At 72.9% G+C, this 22,571-nt stretch carries 22 protein-coding genes and 1 pseudogene; 15 read left to right on the top strand and 8 right to left on the bottom strand.

The window, feature by feature from the left end; translation table 11 throughout:
• The first annotated feature begins 28 nt into the window (after nucleotides 1-28).
• The 6 genes from xylB (at nucleotide 29) to AB0937_RS16695 (ending at nucleotide 6,579) form a co-directional block, all read left to right on the top strand.
• Nucleotides 29-1,474, top strand: a complete 1,446-nt coding sequence (gene xylB, locus AB0937_RS16720) for a xylulokinase (RefSeq protein ID WP_366712431.1) — start codon at nucleotides 29-31, stop codon at nucleotides 1,472-1,474.
• Nucleotides 1,475-1,489: 15 nt separating this feature from the next.
• A complete protein-coding gene (locus AB0937_RS16715; RefSeq protein ID WP_366712430.1) occupies nucleotides 1,490-2,698 on the top strand; it encodes an ROK family transcriptional regulator in 1,209 nt (402 codons plus the stop codon).
• Nucleotides 2,699-2,923: 225 nt separating this feature from the next.
• Nucleotides 2,924-3,523 carry an N-acetylmuramoyl-L-alanine amidase gene (locus tag AB0937_RS16710; protein WP_366712429.1) on the top strand — a complete coding sequence of 200 codons (600 nt, stop codon included), beginning with the start codon at nucleotides 2,924-2,926 and terminating at the stop codon, nucleotides 3,521-3,523.
• Between the two features lie 117 nt (nucleotides 3,524-3,640).
• Complete coding sequence (locus tag AB0937_RS16705; protein WP_366712427.1) at nucleotides 3,641-4,042, top strand: luciferase family protein; 402 nt, start codon at nucleotides 3,641-3,643, stop codon at nucleotides 4,040-4,042.
• Between the two features lie 3 nt (nucleotides 4,043-4,045).
• Nucleotides 4,046-5,218, top strand: a complete 1,173-nt coding sequence (locus tag AB0937_RS16700; RefSeq protein WP_366712426.1) for a bifunctional class I SAM-dependent methyltransferase/NUDIX hydrolase — start codon at nucleotides 4,046-4,048, stop codon at nucleotides 5,216-5,218.
• A gap of 128 nt (nucleotides 5,219-5,346) precedes the next feature.
• Nucleotides 5,347-6,579, top strand: coding sequence for a phosphodiester glycosidase family protein (locus AB0937_RS16695; protein ID WP_366712425.1), 1,233 nt, complete (start codon nucleotides 5,347-5,349; stop codon nucleotides 6,577-6,579).
• 2 nt (nucleotides 6,580-6,581) lie between these two features.
• On the opposite strand, the gene AB0937_RS16690 is transcribed toward AB0937_RS16695, so the two are convergent.
• From AB0937_RS16690 to AB0937_RS16665, 6 genes are all read right to left on the bottom strand, one after another.
• Nucleotides 6,582-6,776 carry a hypothetical protein gene (locus AB0937_RS16690; RefSeq protein ID WP_366712424.1) on the bottom strand — a complete coding sequence of 65 codons (195 nt, stop codon included), beginning with the start codon at nucleotides 6,774-6,776 and terminating at the stop codon, nucleotides 6,582-6,584.
• A gap of 122 nt (nucleotides 6,777-6,898) precedes the next feature.
• Nucleotides 6,899-7,762 carry a phosphatidylinositol-specific phospholipase C/glycerophosphodiester phosphodiesterase family protein gene (locus AB0937_RS16685; RefSeq protein ID WP_366712422.1) on the bottom strand — a complete coding sequence of 288 codons (864 nt, stop codon included), beginning with the start codon at nucleotides 7,760-7,762 and terminating at the stop codon, nucleotides 6,899-6,901.
• Nucleotides 7,763-7,965: 203 nt separating this feature from the next.
• Entirely contained in the window at nucleotides 7,966-9,039 is a 1,074-nt protein-coding gene (locus AB0937_RS16680; protein WP_366712420.1) for an acyl-CoA dehydrogenase family protein, read from the bottom strand.
• Complete coding sequence (locus tag AB0937_RS16675; protein WP_366712418.1) at nucleotides 9,036-10,217, bottom strand: acyl-CoA dehydrogenase family protein; 1,182 nt, start codon at nucleotides 10,215-10,217, stop codon at nucleotides 9,036-9,038. Before AB0937_RS16675 ends, AB0937_RS16680 begins: the two co-directional genes overlap by 4 nt.
• Entirely contained in the window at nucleotides 10,214-11,179 is a 966-nt protein-coding gene (locus tag AB0937_RS16670) for an NADPH:quinone oxidoreductase family protein (protein ID WP_366712417.1), read from the bottom strand. The genes AB0937_RS16675 and AB0937_RS16670 overlap by 4 nt, the downstream gene beginning before the upstream one ends.
• A gap of 107 nt (nucleotides 11,180-11,286) precedes the next feature.
• On the bottom strand, nucleotides 11,287-11,859 hold the full coding sequence (locus AB0937_RS16665) for an XRE family transcriptional regulator (RefSeq protein WP_366712415.1): 573 nt from the start codon (nucleotides 11,857-11,859) through the stop codon (nucleotides 11,287-11,289).
• A gap of 77 nt (nucleotides 11,860-11,936) precedes the next feature.
• On the opposite strand from AB0937_RS16665, the gene AB0937_RS16660 reads away from it, so the two are divergent.
• From AB0937_RS16660 to AB0937_RS16625, 8 genes and pseudogenes are all read left to right on the top strand, one after another.
• Entirely contained in the window at nucleotides 11,937-12,866 is a 930-nt protein-coding gene (locus AB0937_RS16660) for an NAD(P)/FAD-dependent oxidoreductase (RefSeq protein WP_366712414.1), read from the top strand.
• Nucleotides 12,867-13,123: 257 nt separating this feature from the next.
• The gene (locus tag AB0937_RS16655) at nucleotides 13,124-14,662 is read left to right on the top strand and encodes an ATP-dependent DNA ligase (RefSeq protein ID WP_366712412.1); all 1,539 of its coding nucleotides are present in this window, start codon (nucleotides 13,124-13,126) and stop codon (nucleotides 14,660-14,662) included.
• Nucleotides 14,659-15,120 (top strand): NUDIX domain-containing protein, encoded by a 462-nt coding sequence (locus AB0937_RS16650; protein ID WP_366712411.1) that lies wholly within the window; start codon nucleotides 14,659-14,661, stop codon nucleotides 15,118-15,120. The genes AB0937_RS16655 and AB0937_RS16650 overlap by 4 nt, the downstream gene beginning before the upstream one ends.
• Nucleotides 15,121-15,196: 76 nt before the next feature.
• On the top strand, nucleotides 15,197-16,582 hold the full coding sequence (locus AB0937_RS16645) for an NADP-dependent succinic semialdehyde dehydrogenase (protein WP_366712410.1): 1,386 nt from the start codon (nucleotides 15,197-15,199) through the stop codon (nucleotides 16,580-16,582).
• 25 nt (nucleotides 16,583-16,607) lie between these two features.
• Nucleotides 16,608-16,844: a DUF6213 family protein gene (locus AB0937_RS16640; RefSeq protein WP_366712409.1), complete on the top strand. Its 237-nt coding sequence runs from the start codon at nucleotides 16,608-16,610 to the stop codon at nucleotides 16,842-16,844.
• Between the two features lie 140 nt (nucleotides 16,845-16,984).
• Nucleotides 16,985-18,052 (top strand): annotated as a pseudogene (locus AB0937_RS16635) (type III polyketide synthase); the annotation flags it as partial.
• 1 nt (nucleotide 18,053) lies between these two features.
• Complete coding sequence (locus tag AB0937_RS16630) at nucleotides 18,054-19,271, top strand: cytochrome P450 (protein WP_366712407.1); 1,218 nt, start codon at nucleotides 18,054-18,056, stop codon at nucleotides 19,269-19,271.
• A 7-nt stretch (nucleotides 19,272-19,278) separates the two neighbouring features.
• The gene (locus AB0937_RS16625) at nucleotides 19,279-19,800 is read left to right on the top strand and encodes a cupin domain-containing protein (protein ID WP_366712405.1); all 522 of its coding nucleotides are present in this window, start codon (nucleotides 19,279-19,281) and stop codon (nucleotides 19,798-19,800) included.
• On the opposite strand, the gene AB0937_RS16620 is transcribed toward AB0937_RS16625, so the two are convergent.
• A complete protein-coding gene (locus tag AB0937_RS16620) occupies nucleotides 19,797-21,023 on the bottom strand; it encodes an acyl-CoA dehydrogenase family protein (protein WP_366712404.1) in 1,227 nt (408 codons plus the stop codon). The two genes, AB0937_RS16625 and AB0937_RS16620, sit on opposite strands and share 4 nt — an antisense overlap.
• Nucleotides 21,024-21,195: 172 nt before the next feature.
• Between AB0937_RS16620 and AB0937_RS16615 the strand changes: the two genes are divergently transcribed.
• Nucleotides 21,196-21,840, top strand: coding sequence for a TetR family transcriptional regulator (locus AB0937_RS16615; protein ID WP_366712402.1), 645 nt, complete (start codon nucleotides 21,196-21,198; stop codon nucleotides 21,838-21,840).
• An 86-nt stretch (nucleotides 21,841-21,926) separates the two neighbouring features.
• Here AB0937_RS16615 and def read toward each other — a convergent pair whose 3' ends face one another.
• Entirely contained in the window at nucleotides 21,927-22,472 is a 546-nt protein-coding gene (gene def, locus AB0937_RS16610) for a peptide deformylase (protein WP_366712401.1), read from the bottom strand.
• Between the last annotated feature and the right edge of the window lie 99 nt (nucleotides 22,473-22,571).

Genomic DNA, 22,571 nt, shown 5'->3' with positions numbered 1-22,571 from the left:
GTGCCCGCGCGCGATAGGGAGAAGCCCGATGTCAGCAGCCGAGGGTCCGCTCGTCGTCGGTGTGGACTCGTCCACCCAGTCCACCAAGGCGCTGGTCGTCGACGCGTCCACCGGCCGGGTGGTCGCGAGCGGCCAGGCGCCACACACGGTCTCCTCGGGGGCCGGGCGAGAGAGCGATCCGCGCGAGTGGTGGGACGCGCTGTGCGAGGCCCTGCGCCAGTGCGGGGATGCGGCGCACGAGGCCGCAGCGGTGTCGGTCGGCGGGCAGCAGCACGGCCTCGTCACCCTGGACGGCCGGGGCGAGCCGGTGCGGCCCGCCCTGCTGTGGAACGACGTGCGTTCGGCACCGCAGGCCCGCCGGCTGACGGAGGAGCTGGGGGGAGCGAAGATCTGGGCGGAACGCACCGGAAGCGTCCCCGCCGCCTCCTTCACGGTCACCAAATGGGCCTGGCTGACCGAGCACGAACCCGAGGCCGTCCGGACCGTCAAGGCCGTGCGCCTCCCCCATGACTACCTCACCGAGCGGCTCACCGGGCAGGGCACGACGGACCGCGGCGACGCCTCCGGGACGGGCTGGTGGGCGTCCCGGACGGAGTCCTACGACGAGGCGATCCTGGCGCACGTGGGGCTCGACCCGGCCCTGCTGCCGCGCGTGGTCCGGCCCGGCGAGATCGCGGGCACGGTGCGCGACAGCCACGATCTGCCGTTCTCCAAGGGCACTCTGGTCGCGCCCGGCACCGGCGACAACGCCGCCGCCGCGATGGGCCTCGGGGTCCGTCCCGGTGTTCCGGTCATGAGCCTCGGCACCTCCGGCACGGTGTACGCGGTCTCGCGGCGGCGGCCCGCCGACCCGAGCGGCACGGTGGCGGGTTTCGCCGACGCCCACGGCGACTGGCTGCCCCTGGCCTGCACCCTGAACTGCACGCTCGCCGTCGACCGCGTCGCGGCGCTGCTGGGGCTGGACCGCGAGGCCGTGGAGCCCGGCACGGCCGTGACACTCCTGCCCTACCTGGACGGCGAACGCACCCCGAACCTGCCGCACGCCTCCGGCCTGCTGCACGGCCTGCGGCACGACACGACCGCCGGGCAGCTGCTCCAGGCCGCCTACGACGGTGCCGTGCACTCCCTGCTCGGGGCGCTCGACCTGGTCCTCGACGAGGACGCGGACCCCTCGGAACCGCTGCTGCTGATCGGCGGTGGCGCCCGGGGCACCGCTTGGCAGCAGACCGTGCGGCGGCTCTCGGGCCGTCCGATCCAGGTGCCCGAGGCCAAAGAACTGGTCGCGCTCGGCGCCGCCGCACAGGCCGCGGGGCTGCTGACCGGGGAGGATCCTGCGGCGGTCGCGCGCCGCTGGGACACGGCGGCCGGGCCGGTCCTCGAGGCCGTCGAGCGGGACGAGGAGACGCTGTCCAGGATCTCCGGGGTACTCTCCGACGCGGCTCCCCTGCTGGAGCGCTCCACGGACACTCACTGAGGACTGGCGTCAGGCATGACCGCACCGCTGCACGAGGCCCGTCCCGCCGGGCCGGGAGGCGCACTGCCCGACACCCAGCAGGGCATGCGCCGCCGCAACCTCGCCCGCGTCCTGCACGCCGTCCGTGCGCAGGGGCCGCTGTCCCGGGCCGCCGTCGCCTCACGGATCGGCCTGACCCGGGCAGCGGTCTCGACGCTCGTCGACGAGCTCATCCGCTCCGGCCTTATCGAAGAGCTCGGGCCGGAGCGGCCCGGCCGGGTGGGCCGGCCCGGTTCCGCACTCGCCGTCAGCGGACGCGGTCCGGCCGGCATCGGCGCGGAGGTGGGTGTCGACCATCTCGCGGTCTGCGCGGTCGACCTGCGCGGCACGACCAGGGCGCGGGCGATACGGCAGGGAGCGAACCGCGGCCGCTCCCCTCGCCCCGTGCTCGCGGAGCTCACCGAGCTGATCCGGCAGGTCGTCGTCGAGGCGGAGGGTGAGGGCCTGTACCCGGCCGGACTCGCCGTGGCCGTGCCGGGTCTGGTGGCGCGTGACGCCCGGACCGTCGTGCGCGCCCCGAACCTCGGCTGGCACGACACCGACCTCGGCCCGCTGCTGCCGGCGGACACCCCGCTGACCGTGGACAACGAGGCCAACTTCGGTGCCCTCGCCGAACTCTGGCTGGGTGACGGCACCCCCCGCGACTTCCTGCACGTCTCCGCGGAGATCGGCATCGGCGCGGCGGTCGTGGTGGACGGCGGGCTGCTGCGCGGCACCCGCGGATTCGCGGGCGAGTTGGGGCACGTGCCCGTCCGGCCGGACGGACCGGAGTGCGCCTGCGGCGGACGGGGCTGCCTGGAGCAGTACGCCGGTGAGGAGGCCGTGCTGCGAGCGGCCGGTCTGGAACCGGACGAGGACCGGGTCGGCCTGCTCGCGGGACGCGCCGCGGAGGGCGACGAGGACGTACGGCGGGCCCTGCGCGACGCGGGTACGGCACTCGGCGTGGCCCTGACCGGGGCGGTCAACCTGCTCGACCCGGAGAGCGTGGTCCTGGGCGGGGAACTGTCCGGGCTCGCGCCCTGGCTGCTGCCCTCGCTGCGGGACGAACTGGCGCGGCGTACGGCAGGCCCGGCGTGCCCCGTGTCCGTGTCACGGCTGGGCCCCGAGGGGCCCCTGCTGGGGGCCGCCCACTCGGTGGTCCGGGCGGTGCTGGACGACCCGGGAGCGTTCGCCGGGCAAGCCTGAACCGGCGCGCCCCGACGGTCGCCGCCGAGGCTGCTCGTGCCCCGGCCACCCGACCGGGTGAGGGAGTTGTCCACATCCACGGGCCCGTCCACCGCTTCGTGCCGCTTTCTCCCAGCCGACCGGCAGTCGCCATAACGTGATCACGCGAGCCCGGACCGCAACGGCCGCAGCTCCGCGCAATGGAGCACGAGACACCCTTCAACCGAGCCCGGAAGGCACACAGTCATGCGTCGGACCACCCTTTTCCCCAGCAGGCGAGGCATCCTCGCGGGCGCCGCCCTCACCGCCCTCCCCTCCACCCTGCTCTCCGGCACCCGCGCCGAAGCGCGGTCCCGGACCGTCGATCACCCCGGGGCGGCGTGGCAACCGGCGAGCCGCAGCAACTACACGCCGTCGAACCGGCCACGCGCCCATCCGCTGCGCTACGTGATCATCCACGTGGCGCAGACGACGTACGCCGGCACGCTGTCCGTCTTCCGCAACCCGGGGATGAAGGTGTCCGCGCACTACGTGGTGCGTTCCTCCGACGGGCGCGTCGCGCAGTGCGTGCGCGAGTCCGACATCGCCTGGCACGCGGGCAACTGGGACTACAACACCCGCAGCATCGGCATCGAGCACGAAGGCTGGGTGGATCGGCCCGGGTACTTCACCGACGTGATGTACGAGCGGTCGGCCCGGCTGACCGCGGAGATCTGCCGGCGGTACGACATCCCGAGGAACCGCGCGCACATCATCGGTCACCACGAGGTGCCGGGCAGCGACCACACCGACCCGGGCCGGCACTGGGACTGGAAGCGGTACCTCAGACTCGTCAAGGCCGCCTGAGAAACGCGCTCTTCACGTCCGCCCGCGTGCCCGGTGGTCCCCTTGATCCACCTCACGTCCCGGTTACGAATCGCTCAACCTCTGGTTGCGGACCGGTGAGCAGGCGACGATGGGGCCATGACTCTGGCCCAGCGCGCCCTGGAGCGCCTGCAGGCCTGGCCCGACCTGATGGCGGGCCCGGCGAGTTGCGGCACCGGAAGGGCGCTCCGTTCCGTCCGTGACGAGATCGTCCACTTCCACTCCGCACGGGACGTGGACCTCCATCTCACCCGCCGGGCCGTGCAGCGCTTCCACTACGACCTCGCCGGTTCGAGCGCGATCCATCTGGTGCCCGGATCGTCCTGGGTGACGGTCCACCTCGACTGCGAGGCGGACGTCGACCTGCTGCTGAGTCTGGTGAGCATCGCCCTCAAGGCCCACCAGACACCGCCCGCCGCCGACGAGGACGGGCCGCGGCTCGCCGGGTGCAACTTCCACCGGGTCACGGTGCTGCCGCGTGACGCCGTGGCGGGCGGCTGAGCCTTGGGAGAAGCACCGGAGGCGGTCAACGCCGAGGTCTGGGACGCGTACGGGACACACCATCTGCGACGGGGCACGAAGCCGCCCGAGGCGACGCGGATCGACTGGGGGTTCGAGGGCGGCGGGCCGGGGTGCGAGATCCTCGGGGAGCTGACGGGCCGACGGGTGCTGGACCTCGGTTGCGGTCCGGCCCGGCACGCCGCTCATCTGGCCGGGGCCCACGGGGCGCTGGTGGACGCGGTCGACGCCTCGGCCGGGCAGTACGAACGAGCCCGTGCCCGCCACGGCTCGCTGCCCGGGCTGCGGCTGGTCCTCGCCGACGCGGTGGAGCACCTGCGCTCGGCAGAGCCGTACGACGTCGTCTACTCCGTCAACGCCGTTCCGTACGTCGATCCGCACCGGCTGCTGCCCGCCCTCGCCGGGGCGCTCCGGCCGGGTGGCACGCTCTGCTTCACCGTGCTGCACTCCAACAGGCGGGGTGACGGGCCGTCGGACCGGGTCGCGGCCCGGCCGGAGACCCTGTGGCTGGCCGGCGGTGGTGCGGTCACGGTCCACATGTGGGTGCTCACCCCGGAACTCTGGACGGAGCTGCTGACCGAGTACGGGCTGCGCGTGGAGGGGATCGACGTCCTCGACACCCCGGAGGACGGCAACAGGGCCTCCTACCGGCTCTTCCGGGTCACCCGGCCCGTCCGGGTCTCCTCCCGGCCGCGGGTCGACAAGCCGCCGCTCGCGCACGCCGCGCTCGGAGTCGGCGCCATCGTGTTCGGACCACGGGGGCTGCTTCTGGGCCGGCACCGGCGAGGTACGTGGGAGCTGCCCGGCGGGACGGTGGAGCCCGGAGAGTCGTTGCGGGGGACGGTGGTCCGCGAGCTCGGCGAGGAGACGGGGCTCGCGGCGCGGCCCGGGGACGTCCGGCTGCTCGGGACGCTGCTGGACGACGCGGGCGGTGTCGTCCGTATGACCGTGGCCGCCCGGGTCACCGCCTGGCGGGGTGAGCCGTCGGACCAGCCCGGGGAGCGCGTGGGCCGCTGGCGGTGGTTCGCCCTGGACCGCCTGCCGGAGCAGCTGTTCGTGTGCAGCGCGCAGGCCCTCACCCTGTGGCGGCCCGGTCTGCCGATCGACCACACGCCGGCGTACACCACGCCGTTCGGCACCGGAACGGGCGACGGCTGAAGCACCCGGACGGGTTGCGTATTTTCAGCCGTTCCCGCGTAGTGCGCGCGCAGCCGCCCTGCCGGACCCCGCGGTCTGGTGCACTGCCTCTGAGGTTCCCGACTTTTGACGAGGCATCAGGGGGCGCGGTGACAGGTCGTCGCAGACCAGGGGGAGCGGGCAGAGCGGTACTGGCGTTCCTCACGGCGTTCGGGGCACTGACCGGCGCGGCACTGGTCGGGGCGGCTCCGGCCGGCGCCGTCCAGAAGGGCGGACGGGTCGCTCCGGGCGTGACGTACGAGGAGTTCGACATCAAGGCGGCGAAGGGGGTGACGCACGCGCATGTGCTGAGGGTGGACCTCGGCAACCCGCGGGTACGCGTCGATCTGCTGTACCCGGGGGCCGTGGCCTCGCGCGCGACGGTCTCGGCGATGGCGAACACCCGGGGCGCGGTCGCCGGTGTCAACGGTGACTTCTTCAACATCACCGAGACGCAGCACCCGGGCGTCGAGGCGACCGGAGCGAGTGTGGGTCCGGCGATCGCGTCCGGGCGGACGCTCAAGGCTGCCGTGCCGAACGGACAGCGCTTCGGGCCGGCGTTGCCGGCCGGCACGACCACCGAGGACGTGTTGGGCGTCGGCGCCGACGGACGGGCGCGGCTGGACCGGCTGACGCTGGCCGGTTCGGTCCGTACGGCCGAGACGCGGCTGCCGCTCGGCGGACTCAACCAGTACGCGCTGCCGGTGGGTTCGGTCGGTGCCTTCACCCACGCGTGGGGCAGTGCGTCCCGGGTGCGCGCCACGTGCGGCACGGACACGGACCGTGCCGCGCCGTGCAGCACGGACACCTACGAGGTGACGGTCCGCCACGGCAAGGTCGTCTCGGCTGCCGACACCCCGGGCAGCGGCCCCGTCGCCGCGGGGACCACCGTGCTGGTCGGGCGTGAGGCGGGTGCCCAGCAGCTGCGCAAGTTCTCCACCGGCGAGGCGGTGGAGGTCGAGCACGAGCTGGTGGCGGCGGACGGCGTCGCGTACCGGTTCGCTCTCGGCGGCTATCCGGTGCTCTCGGGCGGACAGCCGCTGCCGGGGCTCGACAACACGACGTCGGCCGTCCGTACGGCCGTGGGGATCGCCGACGACGGGCGCTGCCTGGTGCTGCTCGCCCTGGACGGCGCCCCCGCCTACCGCAGCGGCCTCACCATCGCCGAAGTCGCCGGCACGCTGCGGGACCTGGGTGCGCGGGACGCCTTCAGCCTGGACGGCGGCGGTTCGTCGACCCTGGTCGCGCGGAAGTCCGGCGCGAGCAGCGTGTTCGTGCGCAACCACCCCAGTGGCGGTGCCGAACGGCCCGTGGCGAACGGCATCGGCGTGTTCTCGCGGTGATCTCAGGGCCGCAGGCCGCTGACGATCTCCGCGGTCGCGGTGAGCCCGCTGTTGATGGTGGGGGCGATGCTGGTGCTCGCCAGGGAGAAGCCGAGCAGCAGGCAGACCAGCGCGTGGGAGATCTTCAGTCCGCCGTTGCGCAGGAAGATCACCGCAAGGATCGTGAGCAGCAGCACCACAGAGATGGAAATGGCCATCGTCAACTCCTCCGCCACACCGCCACGTCCGGTTCACGGTGTTCGGCCGTAAGTGTGGCGTAGTAGAGGGTTCGTCCGGGCGGCTGACCTGTCCGCCGAACGTGTGGTGTCCCGCTGCCGCGCTAAGCGGTCCGCCGGGCGTCGAGGAACGCCTCCAGGCCGGCGAGGTCGTCGGTGTTGAGGTGGTCGACGCCGGCGGCGAGGAGTTCACCCCACAGCGCATCGCGGGCGGGCCCCGGCAGGTCGGGGGTGGCCCAGAACCGCACCCTCTGTCCGCGTGCGTGGGCGGCCCTGACGATGCCCCGCAGCTTCTGCCGCTCCGCGTCAGGGAAGGGGCCGACGCCCTGCCAGGTGAAGTTGAGCACCCAGTTGTCGCTGATCAACGGGATGAACGAGGCGGGCGCCGGGCCGCCGAGGTCGGTGAGACGACCGTCGTAGAAGGCGCGCCGGACGGTCTGGGCCTCCATGGGCGCGCGGGCGGCGCGATCGCCTGAGACGACGGCGGTGACCGGACCGCGGACGACGCAGCCGCGCGCACAGGTGGTGAACAGGTGCCCGTATCGCCGGAGGTGGCGGTCGAGTTCGCGGTAGGTCGCGGCGCCCTCCGTCTTGATGTCGATGAGCAGCTGCAGCGAGCCGCGGCGCCCCCGGTACACCGAGCCGTGATGGGCACGGACGCGGGCGGCGAGCGGGTCGAGATAGAGGGCCTCCAGGGTGCGGGACGGGTCGAGATCCTGGGGGTCGTGGGCGACGAGGAGACGGTCGCCCACGAGGTGGATGTCGGCCTCGACGCTGCCGAAGCGGTGGTCGAGGGCGTCGAACAGCGGGCGTGGGTGCTCGTAGTCGTTGTGGGCGTGGGCGCGCCACAACGGCCGGGGCCGGTGCGCGCGTTCGCCCGCCGCCGCGGGTGCGGCGGGCAGGGCGATCGAGCCCGCCAGGGCCGCGCCGAGGGTGGTGAGGGCCGTGCGACGGGTGGTGAGGGCCATGCTCTGCCTCCCTGGAGATGCCGTACGGGACCCTGCGAGTATGGGTCCCAACGGGCTCAAGAGGCAGGTTCAGACGGGTAGTTGGCCGGACCGCCGCCCCGCGTTCACGTCACCGCCCGGGGCGCACGGAAAAGACCCGCCCCTGCTGGGACGGGTCCTTCCGGGGTTTCCCGGTGCGCCTCCCGGAGTTGACGGGACGGACGTCAGGGGGCTGGGAGGTCGACCAGTGCGGCCAGGGCCTCCCGGTGGGCGCCGGGCGTGCCGTAGGCGATCGAGTCGGCCTTGGCACGCTTGAGGTAGAGGTGCGCGGGGTGCTCCCAGGTCATGCCGATGCCGGCGTGCAGTTGCACCGCCTCCTCGGCGGCGTGCACGGCGACCGGTGCCGCGTACGCCTGGGCGACGGTGACGGCCACGTCGACGTCCTCGCCGGTCGCCAGGGCGTCGGCGGCGTTGCGGGCGGCCGCGCGGGTGTTGACGACCTCCAGCCACAGCTGGGCCAGCCGGTGCTTGAGGGCCTGGAAGCCGCCTACGGGCCGGTTGAACTGCTTGCGTTCCTTCAGGTAGCGGACGGTCTCCGTCAGCGTCCACTCGGCCAGGCCGAACTGCTCGGAGGCGAGCAGCCCGGCCCCGGCGCGCAGGGCGCGGCGTACGGCGGGTTCGGCGTCGCCCAGCAGCCGGCCCGGCGCACCGTCGAGGGTGACGGTGGCGAGCGGCCGCGTCAGGTCCAGGGAGGTCTGGGGCGTGACGGTCGCGGCGCCGGCGTCGACCGCGTACAGACCGCCGTCGTCGGCCGGCACGAGCAGCACGTCCGCCACGGCCGCGTCCGCGATGCCGGTGAGTTCGCCGTGCAGCAGGCCGTCCTCGTGCCGGACGGCCTTGTAGGCGGCGCCCGGCGCGACGTTGAGGGCGACCGCGAGGGCGCCGATGGCCGTCCCGGCCGCGAGGGCGCGCAGCAGGTCGTCGGCGCCGCAGGCCAGCAGGGCCTCGGTGGCGACGACCGCGCTCGTCAGGTACGGCACGGGCGCGACCGCGCGTCCCAGTTCCTCCAGCACCACGGCGGCTTCGCGGTGGGTGGCGCCCTGGCCGTCGAGTTCCTCGGGCACCAGCAGGCCGGCGAGACCCATGCCGTCGGTGAGGGCCTTCCACAGGGCCAGGTGGTGGGGGGTGTCCGACTCGGTGCGGGCGATGACGCCGGGTGCGTCGCAGTGGTCGGTGAGCAGGTCGCGGACGGCGGCGCGCAGCGCGTCTTCCTCTTCCGAGTACAACAGGTCGCTCATCGGGCGAGGTCCTTCCAGGCGACGTCCTTGTCGGTGCGCGGCTCGGCGGGCAGGCCGAGGACCCGCTCGGCGACGATGTTCAGCAGGACCTCGCTGGTCCCGCCCTCGATGCTGTTGCCCTTGGAGCGCAGATAGCGGTAGCCGGCGTCGCGGCCGGTGAAGTCGACGAGCTCCGGGCGCCGCATGGTCCAGTCGTCGTACAGCAGGCCCTCCTCACCGAGGAGTTCCACCTCCAGGCCGCTGATCTCCTGGTTGAGGCGGGCGAAGGCAAGCTTCATGCCGGCGCCCTCGGGGCCGGGCTGGCCGGCCACGAGCTGCTGGCGCAGCCGCTCCGCGGTGAGGCGGGACACCTCGGACTCCACCCAGAGCTTCAGCAGCCGCTGGTGCAGGTCGTGGGTGCGCAGCCCGGGCCGTTCACGCCAGGTCTTCGAGACCGGGCCGATCATGCCGCCCTCACGGGGCAGCCGCATGCCGCCGATGGCCACGCGCTCGTTGTTCAGGGTGGTCTGCGCGACCTTCCAGCCCTCGCCGACCGCGCCGAGACGACGCGAATCCGGGATGCGGACGTCGGTGAGGAACACCTCGTTGAACTCGGCCTCGCCGGTGATCTGCCGCAGCGGCCGCACCTCGACGCCGGGGTCGGTCATGTCGCACACGAAATAGGTGATGCCCCGGTGCTTGGGCACCTCCGGGTCGGTGCGGGCGATGAGGATCGCCCAGCGAGCCACGTGGGCGCTGGACGTCCAGACCTTCTGCCCGTTGACCAGCCAGCCGTCGCCCTCACGCACGGCGCGGGTGCCCAGCGCGGCGAGGTCGGACCCGGCGCCCGGCTCGCTGAACAGCTGGCACCAGACCTCCTCGCCCGTCCACAGCGGCCGGAGGTAGCGCCGCTTCTGGTCCTCGGTGCCGTACTGCAGGATCGTCGGCGCGGCCATGCCGAGGCCGATGCCGATGCGCCGCGGGTCGTTGTCGGGCGCCCCAGCGGCCTCCAACTCGGCGTCCACGACTGCCTGGAGGGAGCGTGGGGCGCCGAGTCCGCCGAGGCCCTCCGGGTAATGCACCCAGGCGAGCCCGGCGTCGAAGCGGGCCCGCAGGAAGTCCAGACGGTCCGTGGAGGCCGGTGGATGGGCGGCCAGCAACTCGTGGGTGCGGCGACGCAGTTCCTCGATGCCGGTCATGCCGCCTCCTCCATGACGACCGCGATCCGGCCGGTGCTCAGACCGTCCGCCACTTTCTGCACGGCGGCGGCCGCCGAGCCGAGCGGCACGCGCTCGCTGACCAGCGGCTTGATCGCGCCCCGGGCGGCCAGCTCGGTGAGCTGCTCGTGGCAGTGCTGGACCAGCTTGGGGTTCTTGGTGTTGTACAGGCCCCAGTGGAGGCCCAGGATCGAGTAGTTCTTCACCAGGGCGTGGTTCAGGGCCGGGCTGGGGATGGTGCCGCCGGCGAAGCCGACGACCACGATGCGTCCCTCGAAGGCGACGACCTTGGTGGACTGGGTGTAGGCCTCGCCGCCGACCGGGTCGTAGATCACGTCGGCGCCCCGGCCACCGGTGGCCTCCTTGACGGCGGCGACGACGTCCTCGGAGCGCCGGTCGATCACGACGTCGCAGCCCAGCTCGCGGGCGACGGCCGCCTTCGCGGAGCCGCCGACGACACCGATGACGGTGGCGCCGGCGGCCTTCCCGAGCTGCACGGCCGCGCTGCCGACCCCTCCAGCGGCAGCGTGGACGAGCAGGGTCTCGCCGGCCTCCAGACCGGCCCGGCGGTGCAGACCGAACCAGCCGGTCTGGTAGCCGATGTGCAGGGCCGCGGCCTCGGCGTCGTCGAGGGCGTCCGGCGCGGGCAGCAGCGCGGCGGCGTCCGCTACGGCGTACTCGGCGAAGCCGCCGTGCGGCAGGGCCGGGTTGGCGATCACGCGGCGGCCGTCCTCGGTCTCGCCGCAGATCTCCACGCCCGGGGTGAACGGCAGCGGGGGCCTGACCTGGTACTGGCCGCGGCACAGCAGGGCGTCCGGGAAGTTGACGTTGGCCGCGCGCACCTTCAGCAGGACCTGGCCGTCGCCGGGAGCGGGCGGCTCGATGTCCTGGAGCCGCATCACCTCGCCCGGCTCGCCGTTCTCGTGCACTTGCCATGCCTGCATGCGGGGCCTCCACGGGGGACTGCTTCGTCTGACCGGGGTCGCTTCGCATACTAAGCGGTCGCTTGCCGATCAGGGAACAGTCTCCGGGCAAAGTCCCGCCGGGTACGTCACGCGCCCTTCGGCCGCGCCCGCACGTGCATCCGCTCACCCTGCGGCCCGAACAGGCTCAGGAACTCCACCGGCCCCTCCCCCGTCGACCCGAACCAGTGCGGCACCCGGGTGTCGAACTCCGCGGCCTCCCCCGCCGTGAGCACGACGTCGTGTTCGCCCAGCACCAGGCGCAGCCTCCCGGACAGCACGTACAGCCACTCGTAGCCCTCGTGGGTCCGGAGGTCCGGCTCCTGCCTGCGCTTCGGTTCGAGGACCTTGTAGGCCTGCAGGCCGCCGGGCTGACGGGTGAGCGGCCAGTGGGTGCGGCCGCCCATCACGATCGGCTTGGACCGTACTCGCGGATCACCGGCCGACGGGGCGCCGACCAGCTCGTCCAGCGCCACCCGGTGGGCGCGCGCGATGGGCAGCAGCAGTTCGAGACTGGGTTTACGCAGGCCGGACTCCAGCCGCGAGAGGGTGCTGACGGAGATGCCGGTGGTCTCGGAGAGCGCCGCCAGGGTCACCTCCCGGTCCTTTCGCATCTGCCGCAGCCGGGGGCCGACGCCCGCGAGTACCTCGTCCGTCGTCATGGTCGTATTGCAGGTTCGGCAAAGTTGTTTGTCAATACCGCAGGGCCGGGGCGACGCTCGGCAGCGGAGGTGGTCACATGACCGAGAAGTACGCAGTGGTCGTCGTCGGCGGGGGCGCGGCGGGTCTGTCCGCGGCGCTGGTGCTGGGGCGGGCCCGGCACCGCACGCTGGTGGTCGACGCGGGTGAGCCGCGCAACGCGCCCGCCGCCCACATGCAGGGCTATCTGACACGGGACGGCATGCCGCCCGCCGAGTTCCTGAAGGCCGGCCGGGAAGAGATCGCCCGCTACGGCGTGGAGCTCGTGCGGGACCGGGTGGTGGGGGTGGAGAAGGACGGGGACTTCACGGTGGTGCTGGCCGGTGGCCGGACCGTGCGGGCCCGGCGGCTGGTCGTCGCGACCGGGCTGAGGGACGAGCTGCCGGCGGTCGCCGGAGTCGCCGAGCGGTTCGGCCGGGACGTGCTGCACTGCCCGTTCTGCCACGGCTGGGAGGTGCGCGACCGGCCGTTCGGGGTGCTGGCCACCAGTGCGGCGAGTGTGCACCAGGCGCTGATGGTGTCCCAGTGGTCGAAGGACGTGCGGCTCTTCCTGCACACCGTCGCCGAGGAGGAGCTGTCCGACGAGGATCTGCGCCGGCTCGCCGCGGCCGGGGTGGAGGTGGTGCCCGGGGAGGTCGCGGGGCTGGTGGTCGAGGGCGACCGGCTCACCGGTGTCCGGCTCGCCGACGGTACGACGCACCCCCGCTCTGTGCTGTTCCTCGCCCCACGGGCCGTTCCGCAGACCGGCCTGCTGGAGCGGCTGGGTGCCGAGCTGCACGAGACGCCGTTCGGCGCGTACCCGGTGGTCGATCCGACCGGGCTGACGACCGTGCCGGGCGTGTGGGCCGCGGGCAACGCGATCGGCTTCGCCGAGCAGGTGGTGCACGCGGCGAGCGGCGGCTACCGGGCGGCGTCGGCCATCGTCGGGGACCTGCTGATGACCGATCTCGACGCGGCCGCCCGGGCGTAGAGGAGTCGGCATGCGGCTCGGGCGTAGAGGCTTCGGCGTGCCGCCCGGGCATAGAGGTTTTGGCGTGCCGCCCGGCCGTACAGGACCCGGCATACCGCCCGCGGGCCCGCGCGGTCGCCCCGTGGATGCGTCGGCACACCGTCAGGGCCCACCCCGTCGCCCCGCGGGGCAGCGGGACGCCGCCGGGGCCCCTCGACGACCGGCCCCGACACGACCGCCGGGGTGTAGACGCACCGCCTCCGGTGCACCATGGCTGCATGCTGCTGCACCGGCTGGCCCGAGTGTCCCGGGAGGTCGCCGCCACCTCGGCGCGGTCCCGCAAGACGGTTCTGCTCGCGGAGCTCTTCCGGGACGCCGAGGCGGAGGACGTGCCGATCGTCATCCCGTACCTGGCGGGACGGCTGCCGCAGGGACGGATCGGCGTCGGCTGGAAGGTGCTGAGCCGCCCGGTCGCCCCGGCGGCGGAGCCGGGCCTGACCGTGCGGGAGGTCGATGCCCGGCTGGCCGAACTCGCCAAGGTGTCCGGCCCGGGCTCCCAGGCGGAACGGACCCGGCTGGTCGGCGCGTTGATGGGCGCCGCCACCGAGGACGAGCAGCGGTTCCTGCTCGGGCTGCTCACCGGCGAGGTCCGCCAGGGCGCCCTGGACGCGGTGGCGGTGGAGGGGCTGGCCCAGGCGACCGGCGCCCCGCCCGCGGACGTGCGGCGGGCCGTGATGCTCGCCGGCTCCCTCCAGGCTGTGGCCGAGGCGCTGCTCGCGGACGGCCCGGCCGCCCTGGAGCGCTTCCGTCTGACCGTCGGCCGCCCGGTGCTGCCGATGCTGGCGCACAGCGCCTCCTCGGTGGCCGAGGCGGTGGACAAGCTGGGTGCCTGCGCGGTCGAGGAGAAGCTGGACGGCATCCGCGTCCAGGTGCACCGGGACGGCGACACCGTGCGGCTCTACACCCGCACCCTCGACGACATCACCGACCGCCTGCCCGAAGTGGCCTCCGCCGTGCTGGAGTTGCGGGGCGAGCGGTTCATCCTGGACGGTGAGGTGATCTCGTTCGACGAGGGCGGGCGCCCCCGCTCGTTCCAGGAGACCGCCGGCCGCGTCGGCTCCCGCACGGACGTGGCGACGGCCGCCCGCGCGGTGCCGGTCTCCCCCGTCTTCTTCGACGCGCTGTCCGTCGACGGCCATGACCTGCTGGACCTGCCCTTCGCCGAGCGGCACGCCGAGCTGGCCCGGCTGGTGCCCGAGCCGATGCGGGTGCGGCGCACGCCGGTGTCAGGGCCCGGGGACACGCCCACGGCGGAGGAGTTCCTCGCCGAGACGCTGAAGCGCGGCCACGAGGGCGTCGTCGCCAAGGCGCTCGACGCCCCCTACAGCGCGGGCCGGCGCGGGGCCTCCTGGCTGAAGGTGAAGCCCGTCCACACCCTCGACCTGGTCGTCCTGGCCGCCGAGTGGGGGCACGGCCGCCGCACCGGCAAGCTGTCCAATCTCCACCTGGGCGCCCGCGCCGCCGACGGCGGCCTCGCCATGCTCGGCAAGACCTTCAAGGGCATGACCGACGCGATGCTCACCTGGCAGACCGAACGCCTCCAGCAGCTCGCCGTCGAGACCGACGACTACGTGGTGAGGGTCCGCCCGGAACTGGTCGTCGAGATCGCCTACGACGGCTTGCAGCGCTCCACCCGCTACCCGGCCGGTGTCACGCTCCGCTTCGCCCGGGTGGTCCGCTACCGGGAGGACAAACGCCCCGAGGACGCCGACACGGTCGAGACGCTGCTCGCCGCGCACCCGGAGGTGAGGCCGTGAAGCGCAGCGCCGGCCTGCTGCTCTTCCGCACCGCCGACGACGGTGTCGAAGTGCTGCTCGGCCATATGGGCGGCCCCTTCTTCGCCCGTCGCGACGCCGGGGCGTGGACGGTGGTCAAGGGCGAGTACGAGCCGGACGAGCCCGGCTGGGATGCCGCCCGCCGCGAGTTCCAGGAGGAACTGGGGCTGCCCCCGCCGGACGGCGAGCCCATCGACCTCGGCGAGGTCCGGCAGACAGGCGGCAAGGTCGTCACGGCCTGGGCGGTCCGGGCGGACCTCGACCCGGCGACGATCACACCGGGCACCTTCCTGATGGAGTGGCCGCCGAAGTCGGGACGGCTCCAGGAGTTCCCCGAAGTGGACCGGGTGGCCTGGTTCGGCCTCGATGGGGCCCGCGCGGTGATCGTCAAGGCACAGGCGGCGTTTCTCGACCGGCTGGCGGAGCACTCGCTCCGATGAGGAGACACTCCCGCGTTGCGGTCCCCTCCGCCGCGCGGGAAGGTCGAGACACAGCCCGCTCCGAGGGAGGTCGGCCATGCCCATCGCAACGGTGAACCCGGCGAACGGCGAGACGCTCAAGACGTACGAGGCCATGGACGAGCAGGAGATCGAGCGCCGGCTCCAGCTCGCGGAGGCCACGTTCCGCACGTACCGGACGACGGCCTTCGACGAGCGGGCCCGGCTGCTGCACCGGGCCGCCGACCTCCTCGAGGAGGACCAGCAGGACATCGCCCGCGTGATGACCACCGAGATGGGCAAGCCGATCCAGCAGGCCCGGGCCGAGGCGGCGAAGTGCGCCAAGGCGATGCGCTGGTACGCCGACCACGCCGAGGAACTGCTCGCCGACGAGGAGCCCGCCGACTCCGACGTGAAGGACTCCGGCGCCTCCCGCGTACGGGTGCGCTACCGGCCGCTCGGTCCGGTGCTCGCGGTGATGCCGTGGAACTTCCCGCTGTGGCAGGTGGTCCGGTTCGCCGCGCCGGCGCTGATGGCGGGCAACGTGGGCCTGCTCAAGCACGCCTCGAACGTCCCGCAGACCGCCCTCTACCTGGAGGACCTCTTCCACCGCGCGGGCTTCACGGAGGGCACCTTCCAGACCCTGCTGATCGGGTCCGCCGCGGTCGACGAGATCCTGCGCGACGAGCGCGTCAAGGCCGCCACGCTCACCGGCAGCGAGCCCGCCGGCCGTGCGGTCGCCTCCACCGCCGGAGAGATGATCAAGAAGACGGTGCTGGAACTGGGCGGCAGCGACCCGTTCGTCGTCATGCCCTCCGCCGACATCGACCGGGCGGCGAAGGTCGCGGTGACCGCACGGGTGCAGAACACCGGGCAGTCCTGCATCGCCGCGAAGCGGTTCATCGTGCACACGGACGTCTACGACGCCTTCGCCGAACGGTTCGCCGAGGGCATGAAGGCGCTCAAGGTCGGCGACCCCATGGCCGACGACACCGAGGTCGGGCCGCTCTCCAGTGAGCAGGGACTGCGTGACCTGGAGGAACTGGTCGACGACGCGGTGCGCAGCGGCGCACAGGTGCTGTGCGGGGGCGAACGGCCGGACGGGCCCGGCTGGTACTACACGCCCACGATCCTCGCCGGCATCACCCGCGAGATGCGGATCCACCGGGAGGAGGCGTTCGGGCCGGTCGCCACGCTCTACCGGGCGGCCGACCTGGACGAGGCCGTGCTGATCGCGAACGACTCGCCGTTCGGGCTGAGTTCGAACGTGTGGACGCGGGACGAGGCGGAGGTCGACCGCTTCGTACGGGACCTCGAGGCCGGCGGGGTGTTCTTCAACGGCATGACGGCGTCCCACCCGGCGTTCCCGTTCGGCGGCGTGAAGCGGTCCGGCTACGGGCGTGAGCTGTCCGGGCACGGAATCCGCGAGTTCTGCAACATCACCACTGTTTGGCATGGTGCGTGAGTGTTGCGGGGCTACGATCCCGTCTGTGAACCGCGAAGTGACTCTGCCTCTGATCGTCGACGACCGCGGGACCCTGCAGGTGACTGCCGCGGACCTCAGCAAGCTCTTGCGGACGGTGGGGGGCCGATGGGTGCGGCTCGTGGAGGGCGGGGAATCGGGTCTGGACGAGGACACGGTCGCCGAGTTGGCCATCGAGCTGGCGAAGCTGGCCGATCGGATCGACGTGGCCTGCATCGCGCACAGCAGTGGGACCGCGACCTGAGTTCGGAACACGGCGTCCCCGGTACGGAGTAGCTCCGCGCGAAGTCGGCGTACCGGCGGGTGATCGTGAGTGGACCACCCCTTGAGGTGACCCACTTCTGACCGGGGGGCTCAGGGCCTTCCGGGCGGCGAAAGCAGGCGCGGCTCATGGCGACTTTGTGCAGACCCTCGGTGTCCGTTCCGGAGCACGTGATCACGATGGAGGAGACCCTGGAGCTGGCGCGTGAGCGCCACGCCGGGCACCCCCAACTGCCGCTGGCCCTGCGTCTGATCGAGAACACCGGGGTGCGCACGCGGCACATCGTGCAGCCCGTCGAGGAGACGCTGAGGCACCCGGGGTTCGAGGACCGCAACAAGCGGTACGAGGCCGAGGCGAAAGCCCGGGTGCCCGCCGTCGTCCAGCGGGCGCTCGACGACGCCGAGCTGCTCACCACCGAAGTGGACCTGATCGTCTACGTGTCGTGCACGGGCTTCATGATGCCCTCGCTCACGGCCTGGCTGATCAACGAGATGGGCTTCGAGTCGACGACCCGGCAGCTGCCGATGGCCCAGCTCGGCTGTGCGGGCGGCGGCGCGGCCGTCAACCGGGCCCACGACTTCTGCACGGCCTACCCGGAGGCCAACGCGCTGATCGTGGCGTGCGAGTTCTGCTCGTTGTGCTACCAGCCCACCGACATCGGCGTCGGCTCGTTGCTGTCGAACGGCCTGTTCGGCGACGGCATCGCCGCCGCGGTGGTCCGTGGCCGCGGCGGCCAGGGCGTGCGGCTGGAGCGCAACGGCTCGTACCTGATCCCCAAGACCGAGGACTGGATCACGTACGACGTGAAGGCGACCGGCTTCCACTTCCTGCTGGACAAGCGGGTCCCGGGGACGATGGAGCCGCTCGCGCCGGTGCTGAAGGACCTCGCCGGGGAGCACGGGTGGGACGCCTCCGACCTGGACTTCTACATCGTCCACGCGGGCGGCCCCCGTATCCTCGACGACCTCAGCACCTTTCTGCGGGTCGAGCCGCACGCCTTCCGGTTCAGCCGGGCCACCCTCACCGAGTACGGCAACATCGCCAGCGCCGTCGTCCTGGACGCGTTGCGCCGGCTGTTCGACGAGGGCGGCGCCGAGCAGGGGGCGCGCGGGCTGCTCGCCGGGTTCGGGCCCGGTATCACCGCCGAGATGGCTCTGGGCCGCTGGCACAGCGCCGACGAGACGATGTGACATGAGCGAAGAGACCATCACCGAAAGCCCGCCCCCGGTCCGGGGCCCGCAGGGCCCGTCCGGCGCCGGCCTCGGCCCGGAGCTGCACGCGCTGATGGCCGACGGCCCGGTCACCCGCGTCGGGCTGCCCGGCGATGGGGGCCGGGCCTGGCTGGTCACCCGCTCCGACGACGTACGGCTGGTGACCGGAGACCCGTGCTTCCGCCGCGAGGACGACGGGGACAGGCGGGTCACCCGTCCGGGCCCGCGCCCCGCCCCGGCCCGCGGCACCGCCGGGGCCTCCGAGCAGCCGGACCACGCGCGGCTGCGCCGCGCCGTCGCCGCCTTCACGGCGGATGGGGCTGAGCGGGTGCGCGAGCGGTCCCGGTGCATGCTGGCGGAGCTGGTCGACGAGCTGCTCCAGGACGGCCCGCCCGCTGATCTGACCGCGGCCGTGCTCGGCCCGTTCCCGGTCGCCGTGATCTGTGAGCTGATGGGCGGGCCGGCCGCCGACCGGCAGGGCGTGCACGCCTGGACCAGGCAGATCCTGTCCTCCCCGCACGGCGCCGACGCGGGCTTGAAGGCCCGGAGGGAGTTGGGAGCCTACTTCCGCGACCTCGTCGGCCGGCGCGGGGGCGGCACCGGTGAGGACGTCACCTCCCTGCTCGGCGCCGCCGTGGGCCGCGGGGAGGTCACCCTGGAGGAGGCGGTCGGGTTCGCGGTCCTCCTCCAGACCGGCGGCGAGGCGGTCACCGGCCTCTTCGGCCAGATGTTCCACGTCCTGCTGCCCCGGCCCCGACTCGCCGAACGGCTGCGCGCCGAACCGGAGATCCGTCCCCGGGCCGTCGAGGAACTGCTGCGCCGGCTCCCCCACCGCGAACCGGTCGGGCCGGCCCGGGTCGCCAGGGAGGACGTGGAGATCCGGGGCGTGCGGATCCGCGAGGGCGACACGGTCCACGTGTCGTATCCGGCCGCGCACCGCGACCCGGAGACGATCGGCCTCGGCCGCGGCCCCGGCCCGCACGTGCCCTTCGGCTTCGGCCCGGACGCGCACGTCCTCTTCGGCTTCGGCCCGCACCTGAACCCCGGCGGTATGCCGGGCCGGATGGCGGCCGAGCTCCTGGTCGACGCGCTCCTGGACGGCGTGCCGGGCCTTCGGCTCGCCGTCCCGGCCGACGAGGTGCCCTTCCGGACGGGCGTGCCGCTTTGCGTGCCCGAGGCCCTGCCCGTGACCTGGTGAGCCGGCGATGACCGCGACGGAAGGGCTGTTCGTCCCACCCGGCCACGGCCGGATCATGGAGACCTCCGCCCAGCGTGTCACCTTCAAGGTGACCGGCACGCACTCCCGGACGGCCTCCACCTTCGAGGTGGTCGTGCCCCCGGGCTTCGACGTCGGCGCCCATGTGCACACCCGCAGCGAGGAGTTGTTCTACGTGCTGGAGGGCGAGCTGGACGTGCTTGCCTTCGAGCCCCGCATCCGCACACCCGACCACTGGCAGAAGTGGGAGTCCCCCGCGGGCAACCGGGTGGTCCGGGCGACACCGGGGACGGTGATCGCCGTGCCCCCGGGATGCCCGCACGCGTTCGCCAACCCGACCGACACACCGGCGAAGATGTTCTTCCAGGCGAGCCCGCCGCCCGACCACGAGCGATACTTCGAGGAACTGCTGGAGATCCTCGGCAGCGGGGGCCCGCCGGACCAGGCGGCGATCGGGGAGCTACGGGCGCGCTACGACATCGAGCAGCTGACGCCGCTCAGGCACCGTTAGCGGATCGGCACACCGGCGAGGGTCCGGGCGATGACCAGCCGCTGGATCTCGCTCGTGCCCTCGAAGATGGTGTAGATGGCCGCGTCCCGGTGCATCCGCTCCACGGGGTACTCCCGCGTGTAGCCGTTGCCGCCGAGGATCTGGATCGCCTCGGCCGTGACCTTCTTGGCCGTCTCACTGGCGAACAGTTTGGACATCGACCCCTCGGCGGCCGTGAACGGCTTGCCGTTGACCGCCATCCAGGACGCGCGCCACACCAGCAGCCGGGCCGCGTCGATGGAGGTGCGCATGTCCGCGAGCTGGAAGGCGACGCCCTGGTTGTCGATGATCGGCCGGCCGAACTGCTCGCGCGTCTTCGCGTAGTCGAGGGCGACCTCGTAGGCGGCGCGGGCGGTGCCCACCGCCATGGCTCCGACCGCGGGCCGGGACGCCTCGAAGGTGGCCATCGCCGCGTTCTTCACCCGCTCCCCGCCCTGCTTGGCCTTCTCCCGCGCCCGGGCCAGCCGCTCGTCCAGCTTCTCCTTGCCGCCGAGCAGGCACGAGCCGGGAACGCGCACGTTGTCGAGGATGACCTCGGCGGTGTGCGAGGCGCGGATGCCGTGCTTCTTGAACTTCTGGCCCTGGGACAGCCCCGGGGTCCCCGGCGGGACGATGAAGGAGGCGTGTCCCTTGGAACCGAGCTCGGCGTCGACGACCGCGACGACGACGTGGACGTTGGCGATGCCGCCGTTGGTCGCCCAGGTCTTGGTGCCGTTGAGCACCCACTCGTCCTTGGCCTCGTCGTACACGGCCCGGGTGCGCATGGAGGCCACGTCGGAGCCGGCGTCGGGTTCGGAGGAGCAGAAGGCGGCGACCTTGACGTCGTCCGCGTCGCCGTACATCTGGGGAATCCAGGTGCCGATCTGCTCCTCGGTGCCGTTGGCGAGGACGCCGACGGCGGCGAGGCCGGTGCCGACGATGGACAGGGCTATGCCGGCGTCGCCCCAGAACAGCTCCTCCATCGCCATGGGGATGCCGAGACCGGTCGCGTCGAAGTACTGCTGGGCGTAGAAGTCCAGCGAGTAGATGCCGACCTTGGCGGCCTCCTGGATGACCGGCCAGGGAGTCTCCTCACGCTCGTCCCATTCGGCGGCCGCGGGGCGGATGACGTCGGCCGCGAAGCCGTGCAGCCAGTCCCGGACCTCCTTCTGTTCGTCGTTGAGCTCCATGGTGAACTCGGCCATGTCGTCCCCTCCAGCGGCACACATGCATGTTACTTGCGGTAACAGCAGTCTGTTACCGGCGGGTAGTCGAAGTCAACTCCTACCGACCGGTCGGCACCCGTTCGGTGTCGGGGGCACGCTTCAGTGTTAGTTTTCGCAGGCGTCATGGAAACAGCACGGGTGGGGAGAGACCATGGACACCACGCAGCGGACCGATCAGCAACGGTCCGCCGACCGCCGCCGGCGTGAGCTGCTGGAGGCTGCCGACCGGGTGGTGCTGCGCGACGGCCCGCAGGCCTCGATGAACGCGATCGCGGCGGAGGCCGGCATCACCAAGCCGATTCTCTACCGGCACTTCGGCGACAAGGGCGGACTGTACGCCGCTCTCGCCATGCGGCACACGGACGCCCTGCTGGACTCGCTGCGGGCGGCACTCGACGCGCCGGCGGACCGCCGGGAGCGGGTCGAGGCCACGCTGGACACGTACCTCGCGGCGATCGAGGCGCGGCCCCAGGTATACCGGTTCCTGATGCACCCGGCGGAGGGCGGCGGGCCCGGGGACCAGGGGTTCGACGTCGGCAAGCACAGCGCGCCGTTGCTGCGGCGCATGGGCGAGGAGCTGGCGCAGGTCATCGAGGAGCGGCTGGATCTCGGGCCGGGCGGGCAGCAGCTGGCCCGGGTGTGGGGCCACGGGATCGTCGGCATGATGCATGCGGCCGGCGACTGGTGGCTGGGGGAACGGCCCTGTTCCCGCGCGGAGTTGGTACGGAGTCTGGCCGATCTGCTGTGGGGGCGGCTCGCGGCTGTGGCGGACCGGGTCGGCGGTCCGGGGTTCTGACCGTTGCGTTGCGGCTGACGGCCGGTGCGGGTGTTCGCGCACCACACGGCGGAGCCGCACGTCGCACACGGCCCCGCGCTCCCGAACTAAACATCCCGGCGCCAGGAGGACCTGGCCACCTGGCGCATCAGCCGGCGATGGCGCCAGCCGGTCAGACGGTCCGCGTAGATGCGGCCCTCCAGGTGGTCGCACTCGTGCTGCAGGCAGCGGGCGAAGAAGCCCGTGCCGTGGACGGTGACAGGTTCTCCCGTCACCGTGAAGCCCTCGACGACCGCGTGGTCGTGGCGTTCCGTGCCCGCTTCCAGGCCCGGGAGGGACAGACAGCCCTCGGGACCCCGGATCACGACGCCGTCCGCCTCGGTCAGACGAGGGTTGACCACATGGCCGACATGGCGGACATCCTCGTCGTCCGGGCAGTCGTAGACGAAGACCCGCAGCGGTTCGCCGACCTGGCTGGCGGCGAGGCCGACGCCCTGGGCGGCGTACATCGTCGCGAACAAGTCCTCGACGAGCCGGGCCAGTTCGGGGCCGAAGTCGGTGACCTCCGCGCAGGGCGAGTGCAGGAGCGGGTCGCCGTGCAGGGTGAGGGGTCTCACGCGGCCGTGGGCGCCGGGGATGGAGCTGTGTCGCATGGCGGCAAGAGTAAGGTCCTGTCGGTCCGCGTCTCCCACACGAGTTCGCCACAGTGCCACGGTTCGGGAGTGCGAATGGATCTCGATAGGCTGAGGTCC

The organism is Streptomyces sp. NPDC047880, assembly GCF_040706515.1.
In the GTDB taxonomy this organism is placed as follows: Bacteria; Actinomycetota; Actinomycetes; order Streptomycetales; family Streptomycetaceae; genus Streptomyces.
Note: the sequence above shows the minus strand (reverse complement) of the source record. Positions and strands in the feature narration are given on the sequence as shown.